The 23,850-nt window shown below is 38.5% G+C and carries 22 protein-coding genes; 16 read left to right on the top strand and 6 right to left on the bottom strand.

Features of this window, described 5'->3' with window-relative positions; translation table 11 throughout:
• The first annotated feature begins 59 nt into the window (after nt 1–59).
• Nucleotides 60–2,729, top strand: coding sequence for a TonB-dependent receptor plug domain-containing protein (locus CXF85_RS15070; RefSeq protein ID WP_101229468.1), 2,670 nt, complete (start codon nt 60–62; stop codon nt 2,727–2,729).
• A 107-nt stretch (nt 2,730–2,836) separates the two neighbouring features.
• Here CXF85_RS15070 and CXF85_RS15065 read toward each other — a convergent pair whose 3' ends face one another.
• Complete coding sequence (locus tag CXF85_RS15065) at nt 2,837–3,598, bottom strand: class I SAM-dependent methyltransferase (RefSeq protein ID WP_101229467.1); 762 nt, start codon at nt 3,596–3,598, stop codon at nt 2,837–2,839.
• Nucleotides 3,599–3,660: 62 nt separating this feature from the next.
• On the opposite strand from CXF85_RS15065, the gene gloB reads away from it, so the two are divergent.
• Nucleotides 3,661–4,458, top strand: a complete 798-nt coding sequence (gene gloB, locus CXF85_RS15060; protein ID WP_101229466.1) for a hydroxyacylglutathione hydrolase — start codon at nt 3,661–3,663, stop codon at nt 4,456–4,458.
• Between the two features lie 106 nt (nt 4,459–4,564).
• Complete coding sequence (locus CXF85_RS15055; RefSeq protein ID WP_101229465.1) at nt 4,565–6,229, top strand: lytic transglycosylase; 1,665 nt, start codon at nt 4,565–4,567, stop codon at nt 6,227–6,229.
• Between the two features lie 99 nt (nt 6,230–6,328).
• Here the strand turns inward: CXF85_RS15055 and CXF85_RS15050 are convergent, their stop codons facing one another.
• Nucleotides 6,329–6,781, bottom strand: coding sequence for a hypothetical protein (locus CXF85_RS15050; protein ID WP_232771217.1), 453 nt, complete (start codon nt 6,779–6,781; stop codon nt 6,329–6,331).
• A gap of 177 nt (nt 6,782–6,958) precedes the next feature.
• Between CXF85_RS15050 and CXF85_RS15045 the strand changes: the two genes are divergently transcribed.
• From CXF85_RS15045 to uspE, 11 genes are all read left to right on the top strand, one after another.
• Entirely contained in the window at nt 6,959–7,744 is a 786-nt protein-coding gene (locus CXF85_RS15045; RefSeq protein ID WP_101229463.1) for a Crp/Fnr family transcriptional regulator, read from the top strand.
• 422 nt (nt 7,745–8,166) lie between these two features.
• Nucleotides 8,167–9,591, top strand: coding sequence for a cytochrome-c oxidase, cbb3-type subunit I (ccoN, locus tag CXF85_RS15035; RefSeq protein WP_101229461.1), 1,425 nt, complete (start codon nt 8,167–8,169; stop codon nt 9,589–9,591).
• 10 nt (nt 9,592–9,601) lie between these two features.
• Nucleotides 9,602–10,246 (top strand): cytochrome-c oxidase, cbb3-type subunit II, encoded by a 645-nt coding sequence (ccoO, locus tag CXF85_RS15030; protein ID WP_101229460.1) that lies wholly within the window; start codon nt 9,602–9,604, stop codon nt 10,244–10,246.
• 5 nt (nt 10,247–10,251) lie between these two features.
• Nucleotides 10,252–10,473 carry a cbb3-type cytochrome oxidase subunit 3 gene (locus tag CXF85_RS15025; RefSeq protein WP_101229459.1) on the top strand — a complete coding sequence of 74 codons (222 nt, stop codon included), beginning with the start codon at nt 10,252–10,254 and terminating at the stop codon, nt 10,471–10,473.
• Nucleotides 10,466–11,437 carry a cytochrome-c oxidase, cbb3-type subunit III gene (gene ccoP, locus CXF85_RS15020; protein WP_101229458.1) on the top strand — a complete coding sequence of 324 codons (972 nt, stop codon included), beginning with the start codon at nt 10,466–10,468 and terminating at the stop codon, nt 11,435–11,437. Before CXF85_RS15025 ends, ccoP begins: the two co-directional genes overlap by 8 nt.
• 229 nt (nt 11,438–11,666) lie before the next feature.
• Nucleotides 11,667–12,161: a FixH family protein gene (locus CXF85_RS15015; protein WP_101229457.1), complete on the top strand. Its 495-nt coding sequence runs from the start codon at nt 11,667–11,669 to the stop codon at nt 12,159–12,161.
• Nucleotides 12,162–12,261: 100 nt separating this feature from the next.
• Nucleotides 12,262–14,709 carry a heavy metal translocating P-type ATPase gene (locus CXF85_RS15010; protein WP_101229456.1) on the top strand — a complete coding sequence of 816 codons (2,448 nt, stop codon included), beginning with the start codon at nt 12,262–12,264 and terminating at the stop codon, nt 14,707–14,709.
• 15 nt (nt 14,710–14,724) lie between these two features.
• A complete protein-coding gene (gene ccoS, locus CXF85_RS15005) occupies nt 14,725–14,949 on the top strand; it encodes a cbb3-type cytochrome oxidase assembly protein CcoS (protein WP_101229455.1) in 225 nt (74 codons plus the stop codon).
• Entirely contained in the window at nt 14,946–15,695 is a 750-nt protein-coding gene (locus tag CXF85_RS15000; RefSeq protein ID WP_101229454.1) for a sulfite exporter TauE/SafE family protein, read from the top strand. The genes ccoS and CXF85_RS15000 overlap by 4 nt, the downstream gene beginning before the upstream one ends.
• Before the next feature lie 54 nt (nt 15,696–15,749).
• Complete coding sequence (locus CXF85_RS14995) at nt 15,750–16,469, top strand: FNR family transcription factor (RefSeq protein ID WP_101229453.1); 720 nt, start codon at nt 15,750–15,752, stop codon at nt 16,467–16,469.
• A 143-nt stretch (nt 16,470–16,612) separates the two neighbouring features.
• A complete protein-coding gene (gene uspE / locus CXF85_RS14990) occupies nt 16,613–17,560 on the top strand; it encodes a universal stress protein UspE (RefSeq protein WP_101229452.1) in 948 nt (315 codons plus the stop codon).
• Nucleotides 17,561–17,877: 317 nt separating this feature from the next.
• Here the strand turns inward: uspE and CXF85_RS14985 are convergent, their stop codons facing one another.
• The 4 genes from CXF85_RS14985 to CXF85_RS14970 form a co-directional block, all read right to left on the bottom strand.
• Nucleotides 17,878–18,852: a biotin-dependent carboxyltransferase family protein gene (locus tag CXF85_RS14985; protein WP_101229451.1), complete on the bottom strand. Its 975-nt coding sequence runs from the start codon at nt 18,850–18,852 to the stop codon at nt 17,878–17,880.
• Nucleotides 18,839–19,615, bottom strand: a complete 777-nt coding sequence (gene pxpB, locus CXF85_RS14980) for a 5-oxoprolinase subunit PxpB (protein WP_101229450.1) — start codon at nt 19,613–19,615, stop codon at nt 18,839–18,841. Before pxpB ends, CXF85_RS14985 begins: the two co-directional genes overlap by 14 nt.
• Nucleotides 19,615–20,340: a 5-oxoprolinase subunit PxpA gene (locus CXF85_RS14975; RefSeq protein WP_101229449.1), complete on the bottom strand. Its 726-nt coding sequence runs from the start codon at nt 20,338–20,340 to the stop codon at nt 19,615–19,617. Before CXF85_RS14975 ends, pxpB begins: the two co-directional genes overlap by 1 nt.
• Before the next feature lie 265 nt (nt 20,341–20,605).
• Nucleotides 20,606–21,448 carry an isopenicillin N synthase family dioxygenase gene (locus tag CXF85_RS14970; RefSeq protein WP_101229448.1) on the bottom strand — a complete coding sequence of 281 codons (843 nt, stop codon included), beginning with the start codon at nt 21,446–21,448 and terminating at the stop codon, nt 20,606–20,608.
• A gap of 185 nt (nt 21,449–21,633) precedes the next feature.
• Here CXF85_RS14970 and CXF85_RS14965 point away from each other — a divergent pair, with 185 nt between their 5' ends.
• Entirely contained in the window at nt 21,634–22,626 is a 993-nt protein-coding gene (locus tag CXF85_RS14965) for a hypothetical protein (protein WP_232771216.1), read from the top strand.
• Nucleotides 22,627–22,785: 159 nt separating this feature from the next.
• Nucleotides 22,786–23,736: an endonuclease/exonuclease/phosphatase family protein gene (locus CXF85_RS14960; RefSeq protein WP_232771215.1), complete on the top strand. Its 951-nt coding sequence runs from the start codon at nt 22,786–22,788 to the stop codon at nt 23,734–23,736.
• The last annotated feature ends 114 nt before the right edge of the window (nt 23,737–23,850 follow it).

The raw sequence follows: 23,850 nt of genomic DNA, 5'->3' as shown, positions 1-23,850 counted from the left end.
ACGTTTGAGAAGTATTGACATTTAAAATAATAACTATAAATAATCAAAAGGAACACATTATGAAATCGTTAATAGGGAAAAAGCATTTACTTGCGCTAAGTATTTCAACAGCACTTTTTGCTGGTCAAAGTTTTAGTAGTTTAGCTGCTGAAGTTGAAGAAGTTGAACGTATTGAAGTCACAGGCTCACATATTAAAAGAGGTGATATGGCAGGGCCATCACCTGTATCTTCATTAAGCGCAGAAGACATCGCCAAAACAGGTGTAACTGATTTAATTGGTTTGTTCACTAAGTTACCGGCTGCAGGCCAAGGAACCTTCTCTACTCAGGGTAATGGTAGTGATGGCACAGGCAATGGTGGTTCGAGTGTTTCATTACGTGGCTTAGGCGCTGACTCTACGTTAATCTTAATCAATGGTCGACGCATCGCCGTATCACCCTTTGCCAACGAAATTGACACGGCCTTTGTTGATATTAACAACATCCCCCTTGCCGCAATCAAAAGAGTCGATATTTTAAAAGATGGTGCATCAGCCACCTATGGTTCAGATGCAATTGCAGGTGTTATCAATATTATCCTCAAAGATGATTATGATGGAGCTGAGCTTTCTGCCAAAGTAGGTGATACCGCCGATGGTGGTGGTCAAGAAACAAATATAAGCTTAGCTTGGGGAAGTACCTCTGAAAAAGCTAGCCATACTTTTGTGTTAGATTATTTTGACCGTGAAGAAATCATGAACAGTGACCGTGATTATACTGCTACGGCAAATCAAAAAGCACGAACTGGAAAACAATTCGCTAACGATGGACGTAGCTCTTCAGGTTATCCAGGCACTATTGCATTAGCTTCTGATTCAACCATTCGGTTGCCAGATACTTTTGGCAATGATGTCTGCCCAGCAGAAGATATTGTTGGCACCTTATGTCGTTATGATTATGCTCCTTATGGAAGTGCAGTCCCCTCAAGTGAACGTTTTAGTTTTATCTATACGGGTAAATATGAAATAAATGATGATGTTCGTGGTTTTGCTGATATTAATGGTCAAAACTCAAAAACAGTTATAAAAGGCGCAGCTAGCCCGAGTTTTAACGAACTCTTTATGTCAGGCGATAATGTTAATCATCCTATGGCCGATCTGCCCGGGCATGATTTTTACCAGCAAGATCTAACGATGCGACGAAGAATGGTTGATATTGGTAACCGCGAAAAACAAGTGAGCTCAAATTATTACCGTGGCGTACTCGGTTTAGAAGGTGAAATCGGTGAGTGGCAATGGGAAACGGCCTATAGCTATATCAAAAGTGAATCCGTTGAACGTGGTGTAGACGGTTTTCCTAATTCTCGTCGAACGCAAGAAGCAATAGATAGCGGATTATGGAACCCCTTTGAACCTTCAACTAATACGCAAGAAGCGTTAGATTATATTGAAACTCAAACAACACGTTATGGTAAGTCTACCAATAAATCTTTGGACCTCACTGTATCGGGTCCAGTAATGGAGATGCCTAGTGGTGACTTGATGTTAGCCGTCGGAGCGGAATATCGTGAGGAATCCATCAGCGATAACCCAGATGATCAATTTATACGTGGTGATATCTTTGGTACTGAAGCAACTCAAGCCAATGGTAGCCGTGATAATACCTCGGTATATGCCGAGTTAGCAGTACCTGTAATGGATAATGTAGAACTACAATTAGCAGTTCGCCATGAAGATTATAGCGATTTTGGTACAACAACAGATCCAAAAGTGGCCTTTATATGGAGCGTTAACGAGGATATATCGCTTCGCGGTTCATGGGGTACAGCATTTCGTGCGCCATCATTACATCAGATTGGCTTAGGTAATACCGATGAATCACCTGAGCTAGTTGATACCGTGCGATGTGCTGCGGTTGGTAATGTCAATAAAGCCTGTGATTTACAAGAGTATACAGCGGTTTTATCAGGTAACGAAGAATTGGGGCCAGAAGAGTCTGAAAGTATCAATTTAGGTATTATTTATCAGATTAGCGATGATATTGACTTCTCACTTGATTATTATAGTTATGACATTGAGAACATCATCACTAAAGATACTCAATTCAAATTTACAACCTTCGGTGCCGATCCTACTGTGGTAGAACGCCTACCTTCAAATGTGGCTGGCGATCCTGGTGAAGTTGTTCGAATTTTTGATCAATATGAAAATATTGGTAATGTTAAAACATCCGGTTTAGATTTTGACATTACTTACAAACTTGAAAGTAATGTCGGTGATTTCACCTTTAATTACGCCCTCAACTATGTCTTAAATTATGAAGATTCTAGACCAACGGCTAATGAAGATGGTTCACAGGGCGCTAGACGTATTGAGGTCCAGGAGGGTGACTTTGAACAGCCTGAAATGCGCTGGACATTCAATACCTCATGGGTAAAGGATGATTGGAGCGCGAATATTGCCGTTAACTATATTGGTCATTTCAGACAGGATAATACGGTAAGAATACAAACCGTTAAAGATGATAATGATGTTGTTACAGAAATCGTGACTTTAGAAGATGTAGAGGCGATGATTACAGTTGATACGGCCGTGAATTACATTGGTTTTGAAAATACCACATTAACCCTTGGTGCCACTAACTTGTTAAATGAAAAACCACCGTTTAGTTACCATAGCTGGACTAGTTTTTCTAATGCTCACAATAGCCAAGGTCGCTTTGCTTATGTAAAAGCAAGTTATAAGTTCTAGTTCTAGTTCTAGTTCTAAGTAATATTATATACCCGCCTCACTTGAACGGGTATAAATAACCTGAACACTGGTTAAAGAGTACAAAGCCGCATAACGCGGCTTTTTTATTATTGTTTTTTATGTCGGAAAGTCTTTTTATGCACACGCATAGTCGGTACTTTCACCGGACTGAATTCGGTTCTAATTTTCCATTTTGGTTTTATTGGCGTTAAGGGTAATACTCGTTTTTTGGCAACAATGACATAAACAGAGCCAAACGAAGTTAGATAATTACCGGCAAATTTACGCCAAGACGTTGCGACAACGTTATCACTCATTTTGCCAATGAAATTGGTAGGAAGACAACGCTGGTCGGCTAATATTTCAAAGCCCATTAAATGTAACCAATCTTTAACCCTCATGGGTGTAAAGAAATGTTCGTTCCACGGGGATTGCTGATTTCTATGCGGAGTAAAGCGGTTAAGTCCAGCTAAGCTGAAAGGGTTAAAACCTGTTATCACTAAATAACCATTGGGGATCAATACCCTATTAGCCTCACGTACCACGTGGTGCGGATCAAGAGAAAATTCTAGCGCATGACTTAACAAACACACATCAACACTATGCTCTTGCAGCGGTAAATCATCAATATCACCAACCACATCGACTAAGTCACTTTTACTACTAATATTTATTTGATGGTTTATAGTGCAATCTGGTATGTCAATTTCACTACTTAATGCCCCCACCTTAATCAAATGGTAACCAAAAAACTTTGGCCACCAAGGGGCAAGTTCTTGCTCAATTGCCTTTTTGATGATCTCACCATTAGGCAATGCTTGCCATGAACTTGGGTAGTGCGGCTGTCGAAAAGCTAACGCTGGTTTCATAGAGGCTTCTTTTAGGCGTATAATCAACTTAAGTATATAACGAACTACAGGTAAAATCTTTTATGGCTAACTTACACCCTATTGTTACGGCAATTAAAGCATTTAACGATAATTACATTTGGGCAATTTCCGGTCAAAACAAAGATAAAATAGCGCTTGTTGATCCCGGTGATGCGCTTGTCTGTATAGAATACATAGAAAAAAACAATGTCATCTTAGCTGCTATTTTGGTTACCCACCATCACAGAGATCATGTAGGCGGTATTAAAAAACTCCTTGAATATGCTGAAGCTAAAGCATGGCCGGTAACTGTTTACGGTCCAGCTAACGAAAGTATTGCGCAACTTGATGTCACACTCAAAGAAAACGATGCCGTTAACTTAGCTGAACTTGATTGCCAGTTTACTGTGCTCGACTTACCTGGTCATACTAAAGGCCATATTGCTTATCATAACGATACCATGGCATTTTGTGGTGACACTCTATTTTCAGGTGGCTGTGGGCGATTGTTTGAAGGCACGCCTGAGCAAATGCATCATTCGTTGACTAAGCTGGCAAACTTGTCGCCTGATACATTAATCTACTGCGCTCATGAGTATACTCAAGCAAATTTAGCCTTTGCTTTAGCCGTTGAACCCAATAATAGTGACCTGCATAACTATGTAGAGCAAGTAGATAATAAGCGTCAACAAAATCAGGCAACTATTCCAACGAATATAGCGCAAGAACTACTAATTAATCCTTTTCTACGTTGCCACGAGAAGTCGATTAAACTAGCCGCACAAGCCTATACTAACCAAAATAAAAGTAGTGATAGTGAGGTTTTTTCGGTGATTAGAGCATGGAAAGATAACTTTTAGTTACTTAGTTTTTATACCATTATCGCGGGATCTATTTTCACCTATTGCTTAAATATGCTAATCTGCTGAATCATTTTTAATTTCCCGCTGATTTTACTGGTTATCCATGAAGTATTTATTATTACCCGTTGTAGTTCTTTTAGCTGGCTGTCAAAGCCTATCCCAAAGTGATAGTAATACCATCACTGATAATCAAATTGCAGCGTCTCAAATTGAAACTGCAGATCCTATTGAAATAAATCAAGCACTGTTAGCTGATGAAAGCATTGATGTTATCCACCCTGTTGCCGATGTTGACTTCTCTGTAAATAACACGCTGAAAGATCAAAAATCTATTAATGACAATAATATTTGGCCACGCATTCGTAGCCAAATAACCTTTGATATACCGGAAGAAAAACGTCTTGTCTCGCAGAGAAACTGGTACGTAAAGCACCCAAGTTACCTTAAACGTGTCGCTAAACGTGCAGAGCCATTCCTTCACTATATTGTTGAAGAATTAGAAAAAAATGACATGCCTATTGAGTTAGCACTGTTACCTATTGTAGAAAGTGCTTTTGACCCTTTTGCTTATTCGCACGGTCGCGCTTCAGGCATGTGGCAATTTGTACCTGCCACTGGTGAACGCTTTGGTATGAAACAGAACTGGTGGTATGACGGCAGACGTGATGTTGTTGCTTCAACCCAAGGTGCCATTAAATACCTAAAATACTTAAATAAGTTTTTCGATGGCGATTGGATGCTAGCGTTAGCCGCTTATAACTCAGGTGAAGGCCGTGTTAGAAGAGCGGTTAGGAAAAATAAAAGTCTCGGTAAACCTACCGATTTTTGGTCACTTGATTTACCAAAAGAAACCCGTGCTTATGTACCAAAATTATTAGCTCTAGCAGATATAATAAAACGCCCTGAAGCTTTTAACTTATCACTTTACTCAATCGACAATAAAAGTGTTTTAAGTCAGGTTGATATTAAATCACAACTCGATTTAGCCAAAGCAGCAACCTTAGCCGGTTTATCTTTAGCAGAATTACAACACTTAAACCCTGGTTTTAATCGCTGGGCCACAGATCCTGATGGACCTCATCGTTTATTATTACCTTCTCACAGTGTAGAGAAATTTGAGCTCGGACTCAGCAAACTAAGCAAGAAAGACAGACTCGCTTGGCAACGTTATAAAATTAAAAACGGTGACAACTTAGGTGTTATTGCCAATAAATTTAATACACGGGTAGAATTAATCCAACAAGTTAATAACATCAAGGGTAATCAAATCCGGGCGGGCAAGCATTTACTGATTCCTGTAGCAGCTAAATCACTAGACAGTTATGTTTTTTCGCAAGAACAACGTATTGCCAAAAAACAGAGTAGACCGCAAAAAGGCCTTAAGGTAGTTCATACCGTTAAATCGGGAGATAACTTATGGGATATAGGCCAAAAATACAAAGTGAATAGTAAAAGTATTGCCAAATGGAATGGCTTTGCTCCAAGAGATACCTTAAAGCTAGGCCAAAAATTAGTTATTTGGCAAAAACAAAATCGCAAAACGAATAAATCCAACTTTGCCAACCGTGACGCGGTTAACAATGTTGAAAACGCTATTATGCGCAATATTACCTATAAAGTCCGCCGTGGCGATTCGTTTGCACGTATAGCAGATAAGTTTAATGTGCGAATTAGTGATATTGAGCGTTGGAACAATCTTGATAGAAATAAATATTTACAGCCAGGTCAGCGATTAAAGCTGGCTGTTGATGTAACTAATAATATTTAACGGCTAAGTTCTACCTTTATTCAAACATCGAAGATGAAAGCGAGCAGCACTGCTCGCTTTTTTATTTTCTGATTCATTTTATTCAAACTGAAAACCAAACTATAAACGCTGGCTAGTAAAGTCGACAAAAAATGTTTTCGTTTTCTCTCCCCTTTCAATGGTTACCCACAAACGCCAAACCATCTGATCTTCACTACAACTTGCTAATAAGCTTTGTGCTATATAAGTACCTTCATTAGCTCCTTGCTCGAAGAAAAGGGGTACCTTGCCCATAAACATATCCTTACCTTCTAGATAAGCTGATACATTAGTTATACTTTGCTTAGTACTTTTTGTTGTAGTTTGGTTAGATTTATTTGGAGTGGTTATTTGTGCAAGTTGAGACAATTCAATAACAAAAGGTAGCTCTGTTTTAACCTTGTCAGATAATTGATTTTGGGAAAATTTTATACTGAAAATACCGAGTTCCGTACTGACTTCACAACGGCTCTGACTTTCAATACATTGTGATACTAATACACTATGATTACTTGAAGAGTTCTGTTCACTCACAGGCTTACAAGCAGTTAAAAGTAATAGTAAACCGAAAAGGGGGAGCTGTTTTAACACGTTATAAAGCCTTTTATTACACAGTAAAGCCGACCTTCTACTGCAACGTTGTTATTATCCACTAACGCCAGTAAACTAGCTAGCCTAAGTATTAACGGCCAAAATAATCGTTGTAAGTAAATGACCCAAGCCAATAAAACAGTAAATAAAGCCACAGCAGAACAAAAACCTTCACGTTACGTTGACTGCGAGCATTGCTCAATGCAAGCTGTTTGCTTACCTATTGGTTCTGAAAATCACGCTATTGATTTAACCAGTAACTATCTAACGAAACGCATTGAAGTTAGCGCTGGAAGAAATTCATCGCCCCTGCTCAATCAAGTAACTGGCGTAAAGTTGTTCGAACAAGCCAAACCGCTAACCGCAATATTCGCAGTATGCTCTGGTACGTTTAAATTATCTCAGCAAAACGAAGCAGGTATTGAAAAAATAGTAGGCTTTCGCTTTCCTGGTGAGTTGATGGCAGAAGATGCTCTATTTTTAGAAACTTATAACTACAGCGCAATCGCTTTGGACGATAGCTCCGTTTGTCAGGTTTTTGTCGCTCCACTTTCTGCTTGCTCGAAATTAGCCCCGGAATTACAACAAAATTTAATTAAGTTACTGACAAAACAAAGCTACGTGCAGCAACGTAATACACAAGCCCTTATCGGTAAAAAATCCGCTGAATGCTTACTGGCCGCATTTTTACTTAATATTTGTCAGCGTTATGCAAAATACTCAGGTAATGAAACTCAAATAGAGTTAACCATTAGTCGTCATGATATTGCTAACTTCCTCGGTATTCGTCGAGAGACTTTAAGTCGAATATTATCAAAATTTCAGCAAGAACAATTAATTAGTATCAAAGGAAAACTACTAGTCCTACTATCTTTAAACCGTTTAAAACAACTTGCTGATAACTAGTCATCAAATTAAAAGATCACCGCTTACAATTCCCTGAAAAACGTCTATAACTAGAGGTGGCTCTGTGCAATGTCATACTTGTTACCTGTTATTAGAGCAATTACTGATAAAAAGTTGCTAACTCATTGAGTTACTTTTGTCTTTTTTGATAATTTAATATCCATGTCCAATCTAAGGGTAATTATCTTTTGTTGATCTACATCAAATATAAACACGCATAGTTGTTGATTTATATCCTCGCCAAAGGGTAAAATTGCTGGGATTTTGAAACATTTACTTACACGGATGTGACATATCTCACAGCTCATTGAGCAAACACATAGAGTTAGTATGAATTGTGTCCTATACCTAAGGCTTTATCATGTTTAGGTATTACAGCAAAAAGTACTTTCTATTAATAATAACACTGCGGAATCCTTAACATGACCACAAGTAATACGTCAGCAGTAGACTACAACTTTGATGTTGTACGTCAGTTTACTGTAATGACTGTAATCTGGGGAATCGTTGGTACACTTGTAGGTGTACTTATCGCGGCACAATTAATTTGGCCTGCGTTAAACTTCGATACACCTTGGTTAACCTACTCCCGTCTTCGCCCACTTCATACTAATGCTGTAATTTTTGCTTTTGGTACAAGTGCTTTATTTGCCACGTCTTATTACGTTGTGCAACGTACCTGTCAAACGCGACTATTTGGCGGAAAGTTGGCATCCTTTACCTTTTGGGGTTGGCAGGCTGTTATTCTTGCAGCTATTATCTCTTTACCTTTAGGTTACACTTCATCAAAGGAGTACGCTGAACTAGAATGGCCAATCGACATTCTCATTGCAGTGGTTTGGGTTTCATACGCCATCGTCTTTTTTGGTACCTTAGTTAAACGTAAAACTTCTCATATTTACGTAGCTAACTGGTTCTTTGGTGGTTTTATTCTTACCGTTGCGGTTTTACACATTGGTAACTCAATGGTGATCCCTGTATCAGGAATGAAGTCCTACTCAATTTACTCTGGTGCTATCGATGCTATGATGCAGTGGTGGTATGGTCATAACGCCGTTGGTTTCTTATTAACCGCTGGTTTCTTAGGTATCATGTATTATTTTGTACCGAAACAAGCAGAGCGTCCAGTTTACTCTTACCGTTTATCTATTGTGCATTTTTGGGCATTAGTTTCTTTATATATTTGGGCTGGCCCGCATCACTTACATTACACTGCACTTCCTGATTGGGCTCAGTCAGTAGGTATGGTTATGTCTATCGTTTTATTCCTTCCTTCATGGGGTGGTATGATTAACGGTATCATGACGCTTTCTGGCGCATGGCACAAACTTCGTCATGATCCTATTTTACGTTTCCTAATTGTTTCATTATCTTTCTACGGTATGTCTACGTTTGAAGGCCCAATGATGGCAATTAAATCAGTAAATGCGTTATCTCATTATACTGATTGGACTGTTGGTCACGTTCACTCTGGTGCGCTAGGCTGGGTTGCTATGGTATCAATTGGTGCTATGTATCACTTAATTCCTATCTTATTTAACCAAGGTCGCATGTACAGCATCCGTTTAATTAATGTTCACTTCTGGTTACACACTGCCGGCATCGTGCTTTATATCGTAGCCATGTGGATTTCTGGTGTAATGCAAGGGTTAATGTGGAGAGCTGTAAACAGTGACGGTACGTTAACTTATAGTTTTGTTGAGAGTTTAACCGCTTCTTACCCATTCTATTTCATCCGCTTTGTGGGTGGTGTTCTCGTTGTCATTGGTTTCTTATTAATGGCTTACAACATGTTCAAAACTATCGGTGCTAAAGACAATAGTCTTAAGCCTGTAGAAATAGCTTAAGGAGAGCCATATGAAAAATTCACATGAAAAAGTTGAAAAGAACGTTGGCTTGTTCTTCTTATTTACTGTTTTTGCTATCAGCATTGGTGGTTTAGTTGAGATCACGCCGTTGTTCTTTCAAAAAGAATTAGCAACGCCAGTGGATAACTTAAAGCCATACACTGCATTACAAATGGAAGGTCGTGATATCTACATCCGTGAAGGTTGTAGTAACTGTCACAGTCAGATGATTCGTCCATTTCGTGCAGAAACAGAGCGTTACGGTCATTATAGTGTTGCTGGTGAGCACGTTTGGGAACATCCATTCTTATGGGGTTCTAAACGTACTGGTCCTGATTTAGCACGTGTTGGCGGTCGTTATAGTGATGATTGGCATATTGCCCATTTAACGGATCCTCGTTCAGTGGTGCCAGAGTCAAACATGCCTGCTTACAATTGGTTAAACACCAATACCCTTGATGGGGAAATAACAGGTAAGAAGTTAGAAACATTCAACTTCTTAACTCGTAACCGTAGCCATAAAGACGAAAATGGCAACGCAATTCCGCTTTATACACAAGCAGAAATTGACGGCGCTAAAGATGCGGTAAAAGGTAAAACTGAAATGAGTGCCTTGATTGCATACTTGCAATCACTTGGCCACGCGTTGAAGTAGCCCTGATGGATTACGGTACTCTCAGAGGGTTTGTCGCCCTCCTTATATTGGCGTTGTTTATTATCATTGTTGTTTGGTCTTATTCAAAAAAACGTAAATCCTCTATGGATGAAGTTGCAAACTCTATTTTTGAAGAAGACCTTGCCTTAAAAGAGCAAGCAGCAAAAGAAAATAAAGAACGTCACCTTGATACAGATAGCAAACAGGAGACGAATAATAATGTCTAACTTCTGGAATATATGGGTTTGGGTTCTTACCCTTGGCTCGCTAGTAGGCTGTTTTTTACTACTACGTATGTGCTTAAAGAACTTTGCCGGCGTTGAAGAAGGCGAATCAATGGGTCATAGTTTTGACGGCATTGAAGAGTTAAATAATCCTCTACCAAAATGGTGGAGTACGTTTTTCTTATTAACTATTGTTTGGGCATTTGGCTATATTGCACTTTATGGTTTAGGTAACTGGACTGGTCTTTTAGGCTGGAAAAGCTCTAACCAAGGTATTCTAAATATTGCTGAATCAAAAGCTAAAACGTTAGAATATTCACTTAAAGACTCTGGTGTATTAGTTCAATATGACCGTGAAGTTGCTGCTGCTGATGCTAAATTTGGTCCAATCTTTGAAGCTTATGCTGCGCGTAGTATTGAAGACTTGGCCACTGATGGCGATGCATTAAAAGTGGGTCAACGTTTGTTCATTCAAAACTGTTCACAATGTCATGGCTCAGATGCTCATGGTACTACTGGCTTCCCTAACCTAGCTGATAAAGACTGGTTATATGGCGGTACACCTGAAGTAATTAAAGAGACTATTATGAATGGTCGTATTGCTTCTGGCATGATGGCTTGGGAAGGCGCTTTAGGCGGCGACCAAGGCGTTAAAGAAGTTGCTGCCTACGTTATTAGCCTAAGTGGCCGTTCAGTTGACCCTGATTTAGCCAAAGCAGGTAAAGCTAAGTTTGCTTTATGTGCTGGTTGTCATGGCTCTGAAGGTCAAGGTAGTTTAGCATTAGGTCTGCCTATGGGCGCGCCAAACCTAACGGATAATGTTTGGTTATACGGTGGTTCAAAACGTGTTATTGAAGAGTCTATTCGTAATGGTCGTGCTGGTGTTATGCCACCATGGAAAGACATTCTAGGTGAAGAAAAAGTTCACCTAATTAGTGCTTATGTTTATAGTCTTTCTCAAGATTAACTTATAGTACTGCGGAATTGAAACCTCGAGTACTATGGGGTTAACGCCACAAGTACTTATCGGTTGAAACTCTAAGTAATGCGCGGTTAAAACCCCGCCTACAAAAACCCTTGTTACAGTTTGTAATCAAGGGTTTTTTTATGTCTTTTAGATAGTTCTAAACTAGCTGCCCGTTAATAAAAAAGGTATAATCCTGCCCCATATTCTACTGTCAACGTAAGTACATTTTATGAAAGATTCTTGGTACCGTGAGCCTTGGGCTTGGTTAGTTTTTATTCTTCCTTTTACCGCTGTTGTAGCTGGTATTACTACTTATATCATTGCTAACACTAACCCTGATACGTTAGTCGTTGGTGATTATTATAAAAAAGGTAAATCCATCAACCTAGAAGTGGGCAAAGTAAAGATGGCCCAAAAATTAGGCATGCGATTTGCTATTCAGTTAAAGGATAATGAGTTAATAATAAAACCAACCGGTATTGAAAAAGTTTTTCCACTGCTTAATGTCAGTTTTTTTCATCCAACCCTTGAAGAAAGAGACTTTTACTTAGCGTTAACTCAGGATGGTAATGGCTATTTTAGACATCACTTTGACCACAGCATAAGTGGAAAGTGGAAGCTTACCTTGACCTCTTTTGAGAACAACTGGAAAATCCAAGATACCATTAGCTTACCGCAAAGTGATTTTATCGATTTAATACCTGATCCGATAAAAGCCCAATAAGTTAATTAGTTCCGTATTAGTCGAGTTGATAATGTTCTAATCACTGTGCTGAGATCGTTAAATCTCATCACAGTGCCTCCAATTTCCTAAGAAAGTAGCCATGACCAGCAAATGTTTTCACTGTAATGAAGCCGTTCCTACTGGAATTAACCTGTCGGTTGAAATCAGCCAAATTCAGCAGCCTATGTGCTGTATTGGTTGCCAATCAATAGCGAAAACTATTGTTGAAAATGGCCTAACTCAATATTATACCGTACGAACAGAGCCAGCTCATAAAGGCCAAGCTCTTGTACCTGAACAATTACAAAAAAATAAATTACTGGATGAAGCGGTCTTACAGAGCGAATTCATATATCAAGACGAAGGTTGCAAAGAAGCTATATTAACCATTGATGGTATAAGCTGCGCTGCTTGTGCTTGGCTTATCGAAATGCAATTAGATAAGCTGAATGGTTTATTGAGTATAAACGTTAATGCGACTAGCCAAAGAGCGACGGTTAGATGGCAAGATGATGCGGTAAAGCTTAGCGATATCTTACTGGCTATTGAGCATATTGGTTATCAAGCACTTCCCTTTAAAGCCAATGATGCAGAAATAAGAAATAAAAAACAAAGTAAAGAATTTATCAAACGTCTTGGCATTAGCGGCATCTTAATGATGCAAATAATGATGATAGCGGTTGGCCTCTATTTTGGTGCTTTCGCTGATATGACAGAACACAATAAAATATATCTTCGCTGGGTGAGTTTTCTTCTAGCAATCCCGATTGTATTCTATGGCGCTTTGCCGTTTTATACTGGCGCAATAAAAGCGATTAGAGCGAAACGTTTATCCATGGATGTTCCTGTCTCCATTGCCATTATTTTAGCATTTTTCGCGAGTGCTTGGGCAACCATTACTCAGCAGGGAGAGGTCTATTTTGAGTCTGTTTCCATGTTCACCTTTCTACTGCTCATTGGTAAGTTCCTAGAGTTTAGGGCCCGTTCTCACGCTGCACAAGTCTCTGCTAATCTATTAAAATTAATGCCAATGACAGCGACTAAAGTGATTAGCTCGAACAATAACCTTAATGCTCAAGAACAAAAGAAAGAAGTATTGGTTGCAGCTAAACAACTTATTCAAGGTGATGTCGTTATTATTAAACCAGGTGAGGTTGTACCTGCTGATGGCATAATTACTTCAGGACTAAGCCAATTAAATGAAGCAATGCTTTCAGGTGAGCAATTACCCATTAGTAAAACCGTTAATGATAAGGTTTTCGCTGGTACTATTAATGGTGATGGTAATATTACTGTGCTGGTCAAACAGGCTTCTAACCAATCATTTCTCAGCCAACTTATTCGTTTAAGTGAACAATCCCAAGCGCACAAGCCAAAAATAGCACAGCTATCAGATAGAATTGCGCAATATTTTGTCGCCCTTATCCTATTAACCTCTATTGCCACAGCAATTTATTGGCAACAGCACTTGCCAGAAGAAGCTTTTTGGATCACCCTTTCTGTCCTTGTAGCGACCTGCCCTTGCGCACTTTCATTAGCAACCCCTACCGGATTAACCTGTGCTACTACACGTTTAAATCGAGCAGGTATTATGATCAAAGGTGGTCATGTTATGGAAACAATGCCCCAAATAAATTGTTTCGCTTTTGACAAAACAGGCACGTTAACTACGGGTGAATTTACCATCAGTAAAGTGGAGCTACTCGATCAAAGTTCACTTTATAACAAAGAACAGATACTCGCTATCGCGGCTGCATTAGAGGCTCATTCTGAACACCCTATCGCGAAACCGTTTACCGAACATAGAGACTACAGCTTAACGGCTAATCAAGTTAAAGTTCATTCTGGTCAAGGTGTCAGTGGCACTATAAATAATATTGATTACGCCATTGGTAAATACACCTGGTTACAAAGACTTGCCTCTCTTGGTAATCTTCAAACAGAGTCATCTGAAATTAATGTAAACAGTGCCAGTTGTATTTTAATGGCGAATAATAAACCCATTGCAGCTTTTTACTTGGTTGATAAAATCCGTGATGACGCCTTTGATACACTTACAACCCTCAATAAGAAAAATAAAACACTATTGTTATCAGGTGATAGCCAAATAGCGTGTAATACGCTTAAAGAATCACTTCCCGTTAATTCGGTGTTCGGTGGACTTAGTGCTCAAGATAAGATGCAGCATATAAGAGATGCCCAAGCGCAAGATTACACAGTGGCCATGACGGGTGACGGCGTCAACGATTCACCGGTATTTGGTGCTGCTCATATTTCTATTGCAATGGGTTGTGGTGCGGACATCACTAAAAGTGGTGCTGATGTTATTTTACTTAATAATAAACTGAGTAGCATCAATACTTTGATACAAGTATCTCACCGAACTCGTCGAATAATTTTACAAAATTACTTATGGGCTTTTGGTTATAATGCTATTGTATTACCATTAGCAGTAGCCGGTTACATTACGCCTTATATGGCTGTTATTGGCATGTCAGCTAGCTCCATTTTAGTGATAACCAATTCATTACGTTTACTTAAAAAATAAGTTAAAGAGTACAATATGAGTATTATTTATATATTAATCCCTATTGCCATTTTATTGACCTCTTTGGGTATATACCTATTTTTTTGGGCCGTTAAAACAGAACAATTTGAAGATCTAGAAAAACAGGGTATGAGTATTCTTTTTGATGATGAACCTCAAGTTAAAACCATTGAAACAGAACTAGAACTAAAAAAAGAGGAAGAAATACAAAGCGATAAAAATAGCACTGATAATAAATGAGCATAGATATATTCTCTGCTTTTATTATTGGCTTACTTGGCTCTGGCCATTGCTTAGCCATGTGTGGCGGTATAACCACCATGCTTACTTCTGCTATTGATAAATCCACCAATCAACCAGCAAGTCAAATCAGCATGCAAGGTGATATACCGGTTAAAGTAAGCTCTCCCCAACAATCCTGTTCACCACAATCATCAACGTTAAACCTCGTGTTTTTTTATCATTTTGGCCGCATTGGCAGCTATTGTTTAATTGGCGCTATTGTCGGCTTTACTGGCTCTATCGCCGCCAAAAATATCGGTTTACCTATTGCTGGATTACGTCTTGTTGCTGCACTATTTCTCATCCTATTGGGTTTATATATCGGTCAGTGGCTTTTATGGTTAAATCGTATAGAATCAATAGGTAAAGGGCTGTGGGGTTACTTATCACCTATGGTTAAACATGTCATCCCGGTCAATAACCGTAAAAAAGCGCTGGGTTTAGGCGCCTTGTGGGGTTGGTTACCTTGTGGTTTAGTTTATTCGACCCTAACTTGGGCATTGGCAAGTGGTAGTAGCTTAACCGGCGCCACTATTATGTTATTTTTCGGCTTAGGCACGCTGCCAGCATTAATAGCATTGTCATTAGGCATCGGTAGCATAAAAAATCTACTTATCAACACCGTTTTTAGAAAAATCATGGCTCTATCACTTATTGCCTACGGTATATATAGTTTTATTGTTGCATATCAACTAGTGTTCTAATAACATAGTATTGTCTTAAAGTTAGCTTAAATAGCTACGTCACAGAGTAATAGCATGCAAAATAAAAGTTGTCCTACAACTAATCATATCAAGTGTCAGAACTGTAGCATCAGTGAGCTATGTTTACCTTTTTCTTTAAATGATAAAGAACTTGATTCTCTTGACGATATTATTGACCGCAAACGCCCTATTCATAAAGGCGACAAGATTTTTCATGATGGTCAAGAAATGCATGCTTTGTATGCAATTCGCTCAGGTACGTTTAAAACGTTTACGGTTAATGAGCAAGGTGAAGAACAAATCACTGGTTTTCATTTAGCCGGCGATTTACTTGGCTTTGATGCTATTGCTGAAAGTCAGCACCCTAGTTTTGCCCAAGCACTTGAAACCTCAATGGTCTGTGAGATCCCTTACACGAATTTAGATGAATTATCTAATACGATGCCTAAGCTTAAAAAGCAGGTGTTGCGATTAATGAGTAATGAAATCAAAACAGATCAAGAAATGCTTACGCTGCTTAATAGAAAAAATGCAGAACAACGTGTTGCAACTTTCTTGGTTAGTTTAAGTGAGCGATACCATGCACGTGGCTTATCCTCGACCGAGTTTCGCTTAACCATGACACGTAGTGATATTGGTAATTATATTGGCTTAACGGTTGAAACGATCAGTCGATTATTAAATCGCTTCCATAAAAGTGGTTTGATAAAAGTGGATGGTAAATTAATTGCTATTCTTGATATCGACAACCTTTGCGATACAGCTGCGTTATAAGCCCTTGGTTATCCTGTTACTAGGGTTTATTGTATCTGATACAATTAAACCTTAGTAAAACAAACTTGATTTAAAACAAGCATTAATTTGTCAACTTTGCTATAAATAATGTATCGTTCTTATTTATTTTGCCAGAGGTTGCCATGGACATGTATCAAAATATCCTCGTTGTGATTGACCCTACAACAGATGAACAAAAAGCACTTAACAGAGCTATAGATCTCGCCACGAGAATCAATATCTCAGCTCCAGATAAGCAAATAAATATTACTGCTTTTTTTAGCATTTTCGACTTCTCTTATGAAATGACCACCATTTTATCCAGTGGCGAGCGCGATACCATGCGCCAAATGGTTATTAATGAAAAGCAGCAATGGTTAGATGGAATTATCTCTGCAATCAATTCCCAGATAAAAATTACCAGTAAAGTCGTATGGCATAACCGTCCCTTTGAAGCCATTATCAACCAAGTCATTGATCATAAGCATGATTTAGTCGTTAAAGGTACACACCAACATGATAAATTCAAATCGGTAGTATTTACACCAACCGACTGGCATATTTTAAGAAAGTGCCCTTCTCCTGTCTTACTTGTTAAAGAACATGAATGGCCTCTACAGGGAAATATACTGGCTGCACTTAATGTCGGTAGTGATGAAGCAGAACACCTATCTTTAAATAATACGATAACTAAGCAAGCAAAAAATATTGCCCAGTTAATCACGGCTAATGTGCATTTAGTTAATTCTTATCCCGGTACACCGGTAAATATTGCCATTGAAATCCCCGAGTTTGACGCAAGTGAATATAACAATGCTATGCAAGCACATCATAAAGAAGCGATGAATAACCATGCTAATAGCTTTGATATCCCGTTGAGTAAGACTTATGTTGAAGAAGGTTTACCCGAAACAGTTATCGAACAAGCAGCGTTAAATATTGATGCTGAATTAGTTATTTTAGGTACTGTGGGTCGTACCGGAATTTCCGCCGCACTGATTGGTAATACTGCAGAGCATGTTATTGACCAATTAAATTGTGATGTATTAGCGTTAAAACCTGACGGTTATATTTCACCTATGGCTCACTAATTTCGACTGAACGTATAGACACATATTCCATCGCGATAAATAAAAAAGGCAAGCCACAAGGTTTGCCTTTTTTGTGACTGACACTTACTTAACTTGACTGTATAGCAACAGAGTTGAGATTAACTAACCTGAAGTTTGGATAAGAGTTTTGTAACTTATTGAGTTAAATTAATAAATGAACTTAATGTTCCAGTGACGAAATTTAAGTGTATATCAAGATATTTTTACAAACCAATAACTGGTTATTGGGAGTAAAAATAACGCTGATAGGCGCTTAAAGAGCGTTATTGGGCAAATTCTCTTATCCGAAGTTCAGGTTAACTACAGACAATAAGCTGAGTTTGATTAAATCGACTTAAATTAAGGTGGAAAAAATTGTCAGCTTGCGACATAGAAATTGGTTCAAAACGAACTTTATCCCCTTGTCTACATTGTGATAGCTTAGCGCAATCTTGTGAAATAACTGCGCCAATCTTAGGATAACCACCGATAGTTTGTCTGTCATTAAGTAATACGATAGGTTGCCCATCTGCTGGTATTTGTATTGCGCCATAACAAATCCCCTCCGATAGAATACCTGAAATATCAGCCTTTATTGCGCGACCTTGTAGCCGATAGCCCATACGATCCCAATGTTTACTGATTTGAAATTCACTTGAGAAGAATAATCGTTTTTCGATGGCTGAAAAGTGCTGGTGCTGATAACTCAAAACAGTATGTAATAACACCTCATTAGAATATTTGGGCTGATCATGTTTCGCTAACATAAGTTGCTTTAGTTTATCGGCCGCTTTAGGCACTGCTTGGCAAGGTAATACATCATTCTCGACCAGCTTATCACCACTGATGCCACCTATCGACTCTCGACACACAGTTGCAGTGCTACCGAAAATAGGATTTATATCAAAACCACCCGCTACAGCTAAATAACAACGAACGCCAAGTGACGTAAAACCTAAATGAATTTTATCTCCAGCTTTAACCAGAAAGCTGCGCCAAAGGTCTTTAGCTTGTCCGTTAACTGTCAGCGGCATAGGCGCGCCTGTAATTGCAATAACACAATCAACTTGAGCTGTTAGCTGCAAACCACCCAAATTAATTTCAATGGCTGTCGAATTAAGCTCATTACCACATAATCTATTCGACCAATAAAAAGCGAGGGGATCTGCCGGGCCGCCATTGGTCAGTCCTAAATTAAAAGCACCATAACGCCCGGCATCTTGAATTAAACTTAATACCCCGCCATTGTTAACGATGAACCCTAAGGTATTCTTATTCTCATTCTTTGCCATTTGAGCTCACCTGATTGGGTAACTTACCACCTAGTTCAATAAATTGTAATTTCGTAATCGCAACAAACTTTAGCCGATCGCCGACTTCAATCGGCATTGTTGGATCTGCTTGTGGATTAAACATATCAATAGGGCATAAACCGACGATATTCCAACCACCAGGAGACTCCGCTGGGTAAACGGCAGTTTGTCTGTCGGCAATGGCGATAGCCCCTTTAGGCACTTTTAATCTTGGTGTAGTTAGCCTTGGCATAGCAATACGCTCGTCAACTTCACCTAAATATGCAAAACCTGGAGCAAATCCTATTGCATAAACGCGATATTCTTGTGCTTGGTGTAAGGTAATGACTTGCTTAACGGTTAACTTCGCATGTTTGGCAATACGTACTAAATCCATTCCAGATTCGATTGCATAATATGCAGGTAATTCAACTAATCGACCTTGTTTGCTACTCGCGCTGCCACATTGTTTCAATACACTTTTGAGCTTATTACGTAAGTGGTGGTGATCTATTTCAAGTAAATTAAATACCACTAAGATAGATGCGTATGATGGGATCAGATCAATGATTTCAATCGTGAAATGCTGGCGGATAAGTTGAACGGCTTGGTGAACTTCATTACTAATAATAGGCGAAATACTAGAGGTAATTGTTGAAGTCTGTTGCTCACTTACAAGGCTTTTATTTAAAGAAAAATAAAGCATCAAGGCGTTTTCACCCGCAACTTCAAGACGTATACTGTCATTTATGCGTGTTGGCATTAGCTGAGCAAAGCTTTGATTTCGCGAATAGCCTGTACACCGGAAATATTATCACCATGGACGCATAAACTATCTACGCTAAGTTTAAGTAGCTTACCTGAGATAGTAGTGACAGTGCCTTGCGATGATAATTGTTTAACTTGGGCAAGCATGGCTTCTTTATTTAAAACAGCTCCCGCTTGGCTACGTGACAATAACCGCCCTTCATCATCATAACAGCGGTCAGCAAACGCTTCACTATAAATAGTGATGCCTACTTTATTGGCTTTAGTTTTATAATCGGCAATGTCTGCTGTTGCTTGTAACATTAAAGCTAGTTTTTTAGGGTATTGAGTCAGAGCCGTTAAAATAGCTTCGAACACCGCTGGTTTGCTCATCATGTCGTTATAAAGTGCACCATGAGGTTTTACATAATCGATGGCAATGCCTTGTGCATTTGCCATACCATCAAGCGCTGCCACTTGATAATGTATTAGCGCGATTATCTCTTCTGATGAACAAGTCATTGAACGACGACCAAAACCAACTAAATCTGGGTAACTAGGGTGCGCACCAACACTGACATTAAATTTCTTAGCTAACGCCAAGGTGTTTTGCATCACTAAGGGATCACCAGCATGAAAACCGCAGGCTATATTTGCCTGGTCAATATGAGGCATTACCTCATTATCGAGTCCCATGGTCCAAGCACCAAAACTCTCACCTAAATCACAGTTTAATTTCATTGTCATTATTACTCGCCAGTGTCTTCTTTAATGAATTATCTAATCTATTGTTATAACAGATTATATACTCAAAGTTACTCGCTAAAATAGTACTTATACCAATGGCATTAACTAAGGGGTGATTTTCAAAGGCCTAAATATCTCATAACGGCGTTTTTTCTATGCAAATGGTCTAATTATCCCGTTATTTTTCATAACAAAAAAGCCGACAAGTGTTTCACACGAGCCGGCTTAATTAATTATTTCAATAAGTTAACTCACTAGGCTAAACTTTAACGCCTAATTCACGTAAACGTTCGAGTAAATAACTGGCTTGAGTATGTTTTTCCGATAAAACCACTTCACTGCGTGGATGTAAAAACAAAGGCAGTGAAATACGAGATTTATCACTTCCCTTACCAGTAGGATTGATAACTCGATGACTTGTCGATGGAAAATAGCCACCCGATGTTTCTTGTAACATATCACCAATATTAATAATTAGATTACCAAAATCAGAAGGAACATCGATCCAGTCGCCATTTTGACGTTGTACTTGTAAACCGGGTTCATTGGCTGCTGGTAATATAGTCAATAAATTAATATCTTCATGGGCAGCAGCTCTAACAGCACCTGCTTCTTCATCACCCGTAAGTGGTGGGTAATGTAAAATGCGTAATAAAGTATTTGGCGTATCTTTAATCATGTTAGATAACGCTTCTGAATACTTAACTGCAACATCGGCCGGACTATGTGCTTCTACCCAGTCAAGTAACTCGGATGCAAGTTGAGAAGCTAATCGGTAATATTCAAGAATTTCCTCGTTAAGCTGCTTAGGAATTCGTCCCCAAGGATAAACATGAAAATACTCTTTAATATCCTTTTTACTATGACCCTTAGCTGTTTCAGATATTTCAGAGGAAAAATAACCATCTTGCTTTATTGGATCAAAAGCAAATGCATGCTTCTCTTCACTTAAAAAAAATTCTTGCCAATTTTTGTAAATTGATTCAACTAGGCTTTGTTTTATTGGGTGATTAACAAGCACACAAAAACCAGTTTCATGTAAACTTTTAACAAAATTTTCTGCCGCGTTTTTGGCTGTGTAATCGACAACTTGTACTTGCATAATGTTACTTCTCTTTGACGTTAATACTTAGATTTTACTCTTTTATCAATTTTGTACAACAGCTCAAACACAAAAACCTGACCATTTGGTTTGTTAATTATATCAAACTAACTTGCATCAATTAACATTCTTCGCTAGGTTAGCTTTTATTTTCTTAATATTTCGCTTGATTTAAAAGGCTACAGATGACTTTCAACATTTATTCATGGCAAAAACGTTGTTTACACATCGTCTTTTTATTACTTGCAAGCTGTAGCTCACCACTTTGGGCACAAACAATCATTATATTGGCCGATACACCCTACAGCGATAAAGAAAAAAGCATGTTACAAGGACCTACTGGCATACTTTATCGCCTTATCAATGAAGCCAGCCCCAGTGTAGTTATGCACCTTGGTGATTTTAAAAATGGTGGTAAGTCATGCACTGATGACTTATTAAGAGAACATAAAGCACTTTTAACTCAAATCTACCCAGGTAAGATCATTTACACGCCTGGAGATAATGATTGGACTGATTGTGATCGAATGTTCTTACTTTACAGTTTTGATGAACTAGAACGACTCAATTTTTTAACTAAATTGATGTTTCATACTCCGCCACTATTAACCAAAAATTTACCTTCAATAAAGACGCAACCTGAACAAATAGAAAATAAGTTATGGATTAACGACCGTCTAGCAGTAAGCACGCTACATATCGTTGGCACCAGTAATGGTAGAGCTAACATCGGGAAATCAAAACATGAAAATGCTATCAAGAGGGTTGATGAACGAGACGAAAATAATCTTGCCTGGTTAAAGACTATTGAAGATAAGTCAAAAAACTTTGATGCCTTAATTATCGGCTTTCAAGCTGACATTTATCAACAGTCGGTATTAGAAAGTGATGCTTGTGACAATACATCGTTAAAAACATGCGATGCCTTTGCTTTTTACCGTCAAGCCTTTATAGATTTAGCCAAACGACTCAATAAACCTGTACTCATTAGCCATGGAGATACGGGAGAGTTTTGCTTTGAAAAATTAGACAATAACCTATGGCATTTAAATGCTGCAGGTGACTTTCGATATATTGATGCAACTAAAGTTACCTTTGATAAAGAGTCATCTGACAGACCATTTATTATAAATGGTCTGATTAATCCAAATTTACCCAATATTGGTTGCTCAAATTAATGAAGACCGGACGCTGTTTTACTTTTTTATTCATACAGGTTGTGCCTTAACCTAGAAGTAGTGTAATGTGGCAAACAAAATTCTTGACCCTATGGTCAAGTATGGGGAATAAGATACTACTTCATACTCAAATTAAGCGATAAACTAAAGAGAACTTTGATGAAAAAATTAATATTGATCACTTTATTATTAACTATTGCTGGCTGCAGTAGTCATTCAACTACAAACACTTCGTCAGAAAGTGATGTGATGAGAGCCGCGAAACAGAATACCGATGAGATAAAAGTTGCCTCATGGAACATCGCTTGGTTAGGCTCACATGAATATAATAAGCGTACTGATGCTGATTACCAAAAATTAGCGCGCTATGCCAAACAACTCAATGCTGATGTTATCGCTTTGCAAGAAGTTGAAAGTGAATATTGGGCACGTAAAGTTTTTGGCAACGAGTATGACTATTACTTTTCTACTAAAGACTGGGTACAACGTGTTGGCGTAGCGGTTAAAAAATCGAGTGGCTTAAAAGTTACAGCAAAAGAATATAAAGCCTTGGATGTTGGTAAAGTTCGCCATGGTATGGATATTACTCTCACTAAAGACGATAAAACACTCCATATATTAGCCGTACATTTAAAATCTGGCTGTTTTACCGCACCATTAGACAATGATAGTGTTGAGGCGATGCCAAACACATCTATTAAAGAAGAGAAGCGAAAAGAGGCCTGTACTAAGCTCAGCAAACAAATAAAACCGTTAGAACAATGGATTGATTTGCACGCTGAGAAAAGTGCTTCATATATCGTTTTAGGTGATTTTAATCGACGTTTTGCTCAAGATATTGCCTTGAAATACCCTGAAGATAAAGGTCTATGGCAAGCATTAAATGATGAAGGACAAGAAGCACTATGGACACCAACAGCAACAGCTAACTCGGCTTGTTGGGGTGGTTATTATAAAGACTATATAGACCATATTATTTTCAGTCCTAAAGCCAAAGAGAACTATGTTGATGCTTCGTTCGCACAGCTGATTTTCAAGCCAAAATACACCAAAGAATTATCTAGAACATTAAGCGACCATTGCCCAATATCGGTAAAGGTTAAGCTATAATAATTCAATCACTTTGTATGATTTTAAAACAGACTAATGAAGTCTATAATTAATAAGAATGTAACGTGGGTAATCTTCAATATTAATTGCAGTTATTTTACCCATTACACTTTC

The sequence above is a fragment of the Colwellia sp. 75C3 genome, assembly GCF_002836255.1.
Classification (GTDB): domain Bacteria; phylum Pseudomonadota; class Gammaproteobacteria; order Enterobacterales; family Alteromonadaceae; genus Colwellia.
This window is presented reverse-complemented; position numbering and strand designations above follow the sequence as displayed.

Coding starts and splice junctions, on each gene's coding strand:
- pxpB (WP_101229450.1), bottom strand. CDS start 19,615: ATGCCAACACGCATAAATGACAGTATACGTCTTGAAGTTGCGGGTGAA.
- ccoN (WP_101229461.1), top strand. CDS start 8,167: ATGACCACAAGTAATACGTCAGCAGTAGACTACAACTTTGATGTTGTA.
- CXF85_RS14975 (WP_101229449.1), bottom strand. CDS start 20,340: ATGAAATTAAACTGTGATTTAGGTGAGAGTTTTGGTGCTTGGACCATG.
- CXF85_RS14960 (WP_232771215.1), top strand. CDS start 22,786: ATGAAAAAATTAATATTGATCACTTTATTATTAACTATTGCTGGCTGC.
- CXF85_RS14965 (WP_232771216.1), top strand. CDS start 21,634: ATGACTTTCAACATTTATTCATGGCAAAAACGTTGTTTACACATCGTC.
- CXF85_RS15015 (WP_101229457.1), top strand. CDS start 11,667: ATGAAAGATTCTTGGTACCGTGAGCCTTGGGCTTGGTTAGTTTTTATT.
- CXF85_RS14970 (WP_101229448.1), bottom strand. CDS start 21,448: ATGCAAGTACAAGTTGTCGATTACACAGCCAAAAACGCGGCAGAAAAT.
- CXF85_RS15055 (WP_101229465.1), top strand. CDS start 4,565: ATGAAGTATTTATTATTACCCGTTGTAGTTCTTTTAGCTGGCTGTCAA.
- CXF85_RS15025 (WP_101229459.1), top strand. CDS start 10,252: ATGGATTACGGTACTCTCAGAGGGTTTGTCGCCCTCCTTATATTGGCG.
- CXF85_RS15070 (WP_101229468.1), top strand. CDS start 60: ATGAAATCGTTAATAGGGAAAAAGCATTTACTTGCGCTAAGTATTTCA.
- CXF85_RS15000 (WP_101229454.1), top strand. CDS start 14,946: ATGAGCATAGATATATTCTCTGCTTTTATTATTGGCTTACTTGGCTCT.
- CXF85_RS14995 (WP_101229453.1), top strand. CDS start 15,750: ATGCAAAATAAAAGTTGTCCTACAACTAATCATATCAAGTGTCAGAAC.
- ccoP (WP_101229458.1), top strand. CDS start 10,466: ATGTCTAACTTCTGGAATATATGGGTTTGGGTTCTTACCCTTGGCTCG.
- uspE (WP_101229452.1), top strand. CDS start 16,613: ATGGACATGTATCAAAATATCCTCGTTGTGATTGACCCTACAACAGAT.
- ccoO (WP_101229460.1), top strand. CDS start 9,602: ATGAAAAATTCACATGAAAAAGTTGAAAAGAACGTTGGCTTGTTCTTC.
- CXF85_RS15045 (WP_101229463.1), top strand. CDS start 6,959: ATGACCCAAGCCAATAAAACAGTAAATAAAGCCACAGCAGAACAAAAA.
- ccoS (WP_101229455.1), top strand. CDS start 14,725: ATGAGTATTATTTATATATTAATCCCTATTGCCATTTTATTGACCTCT.
- CXF85_RS15010 (WP_101229456.1), top strand. CDS start 12,262: ATGACCAGCAAATGTTTTCACTGTAATGAAGCCGTTCCTACTGGAATT.
- CXF85_RS15065 (WP_101229467.1), bottom strand. CDS start 3,598: ATGAAACCAGCGTTAGCTTTTCGACAGCCGCACTACCCAAGTTCATGG.
- CXF85_RS14985 (WP_101229451.1), bottom strand. CDS start 18,852: ATGGCAAAGAATGAGAATAAGAATACCTTAGGGTTCATCGTTAACAAT.
- gloB (WP_101229466.1), top strand. CDS start 3,661: ATGGCTAACTTACACCCTATTGTTACGGCAATTAAAGCATTTAACGAT.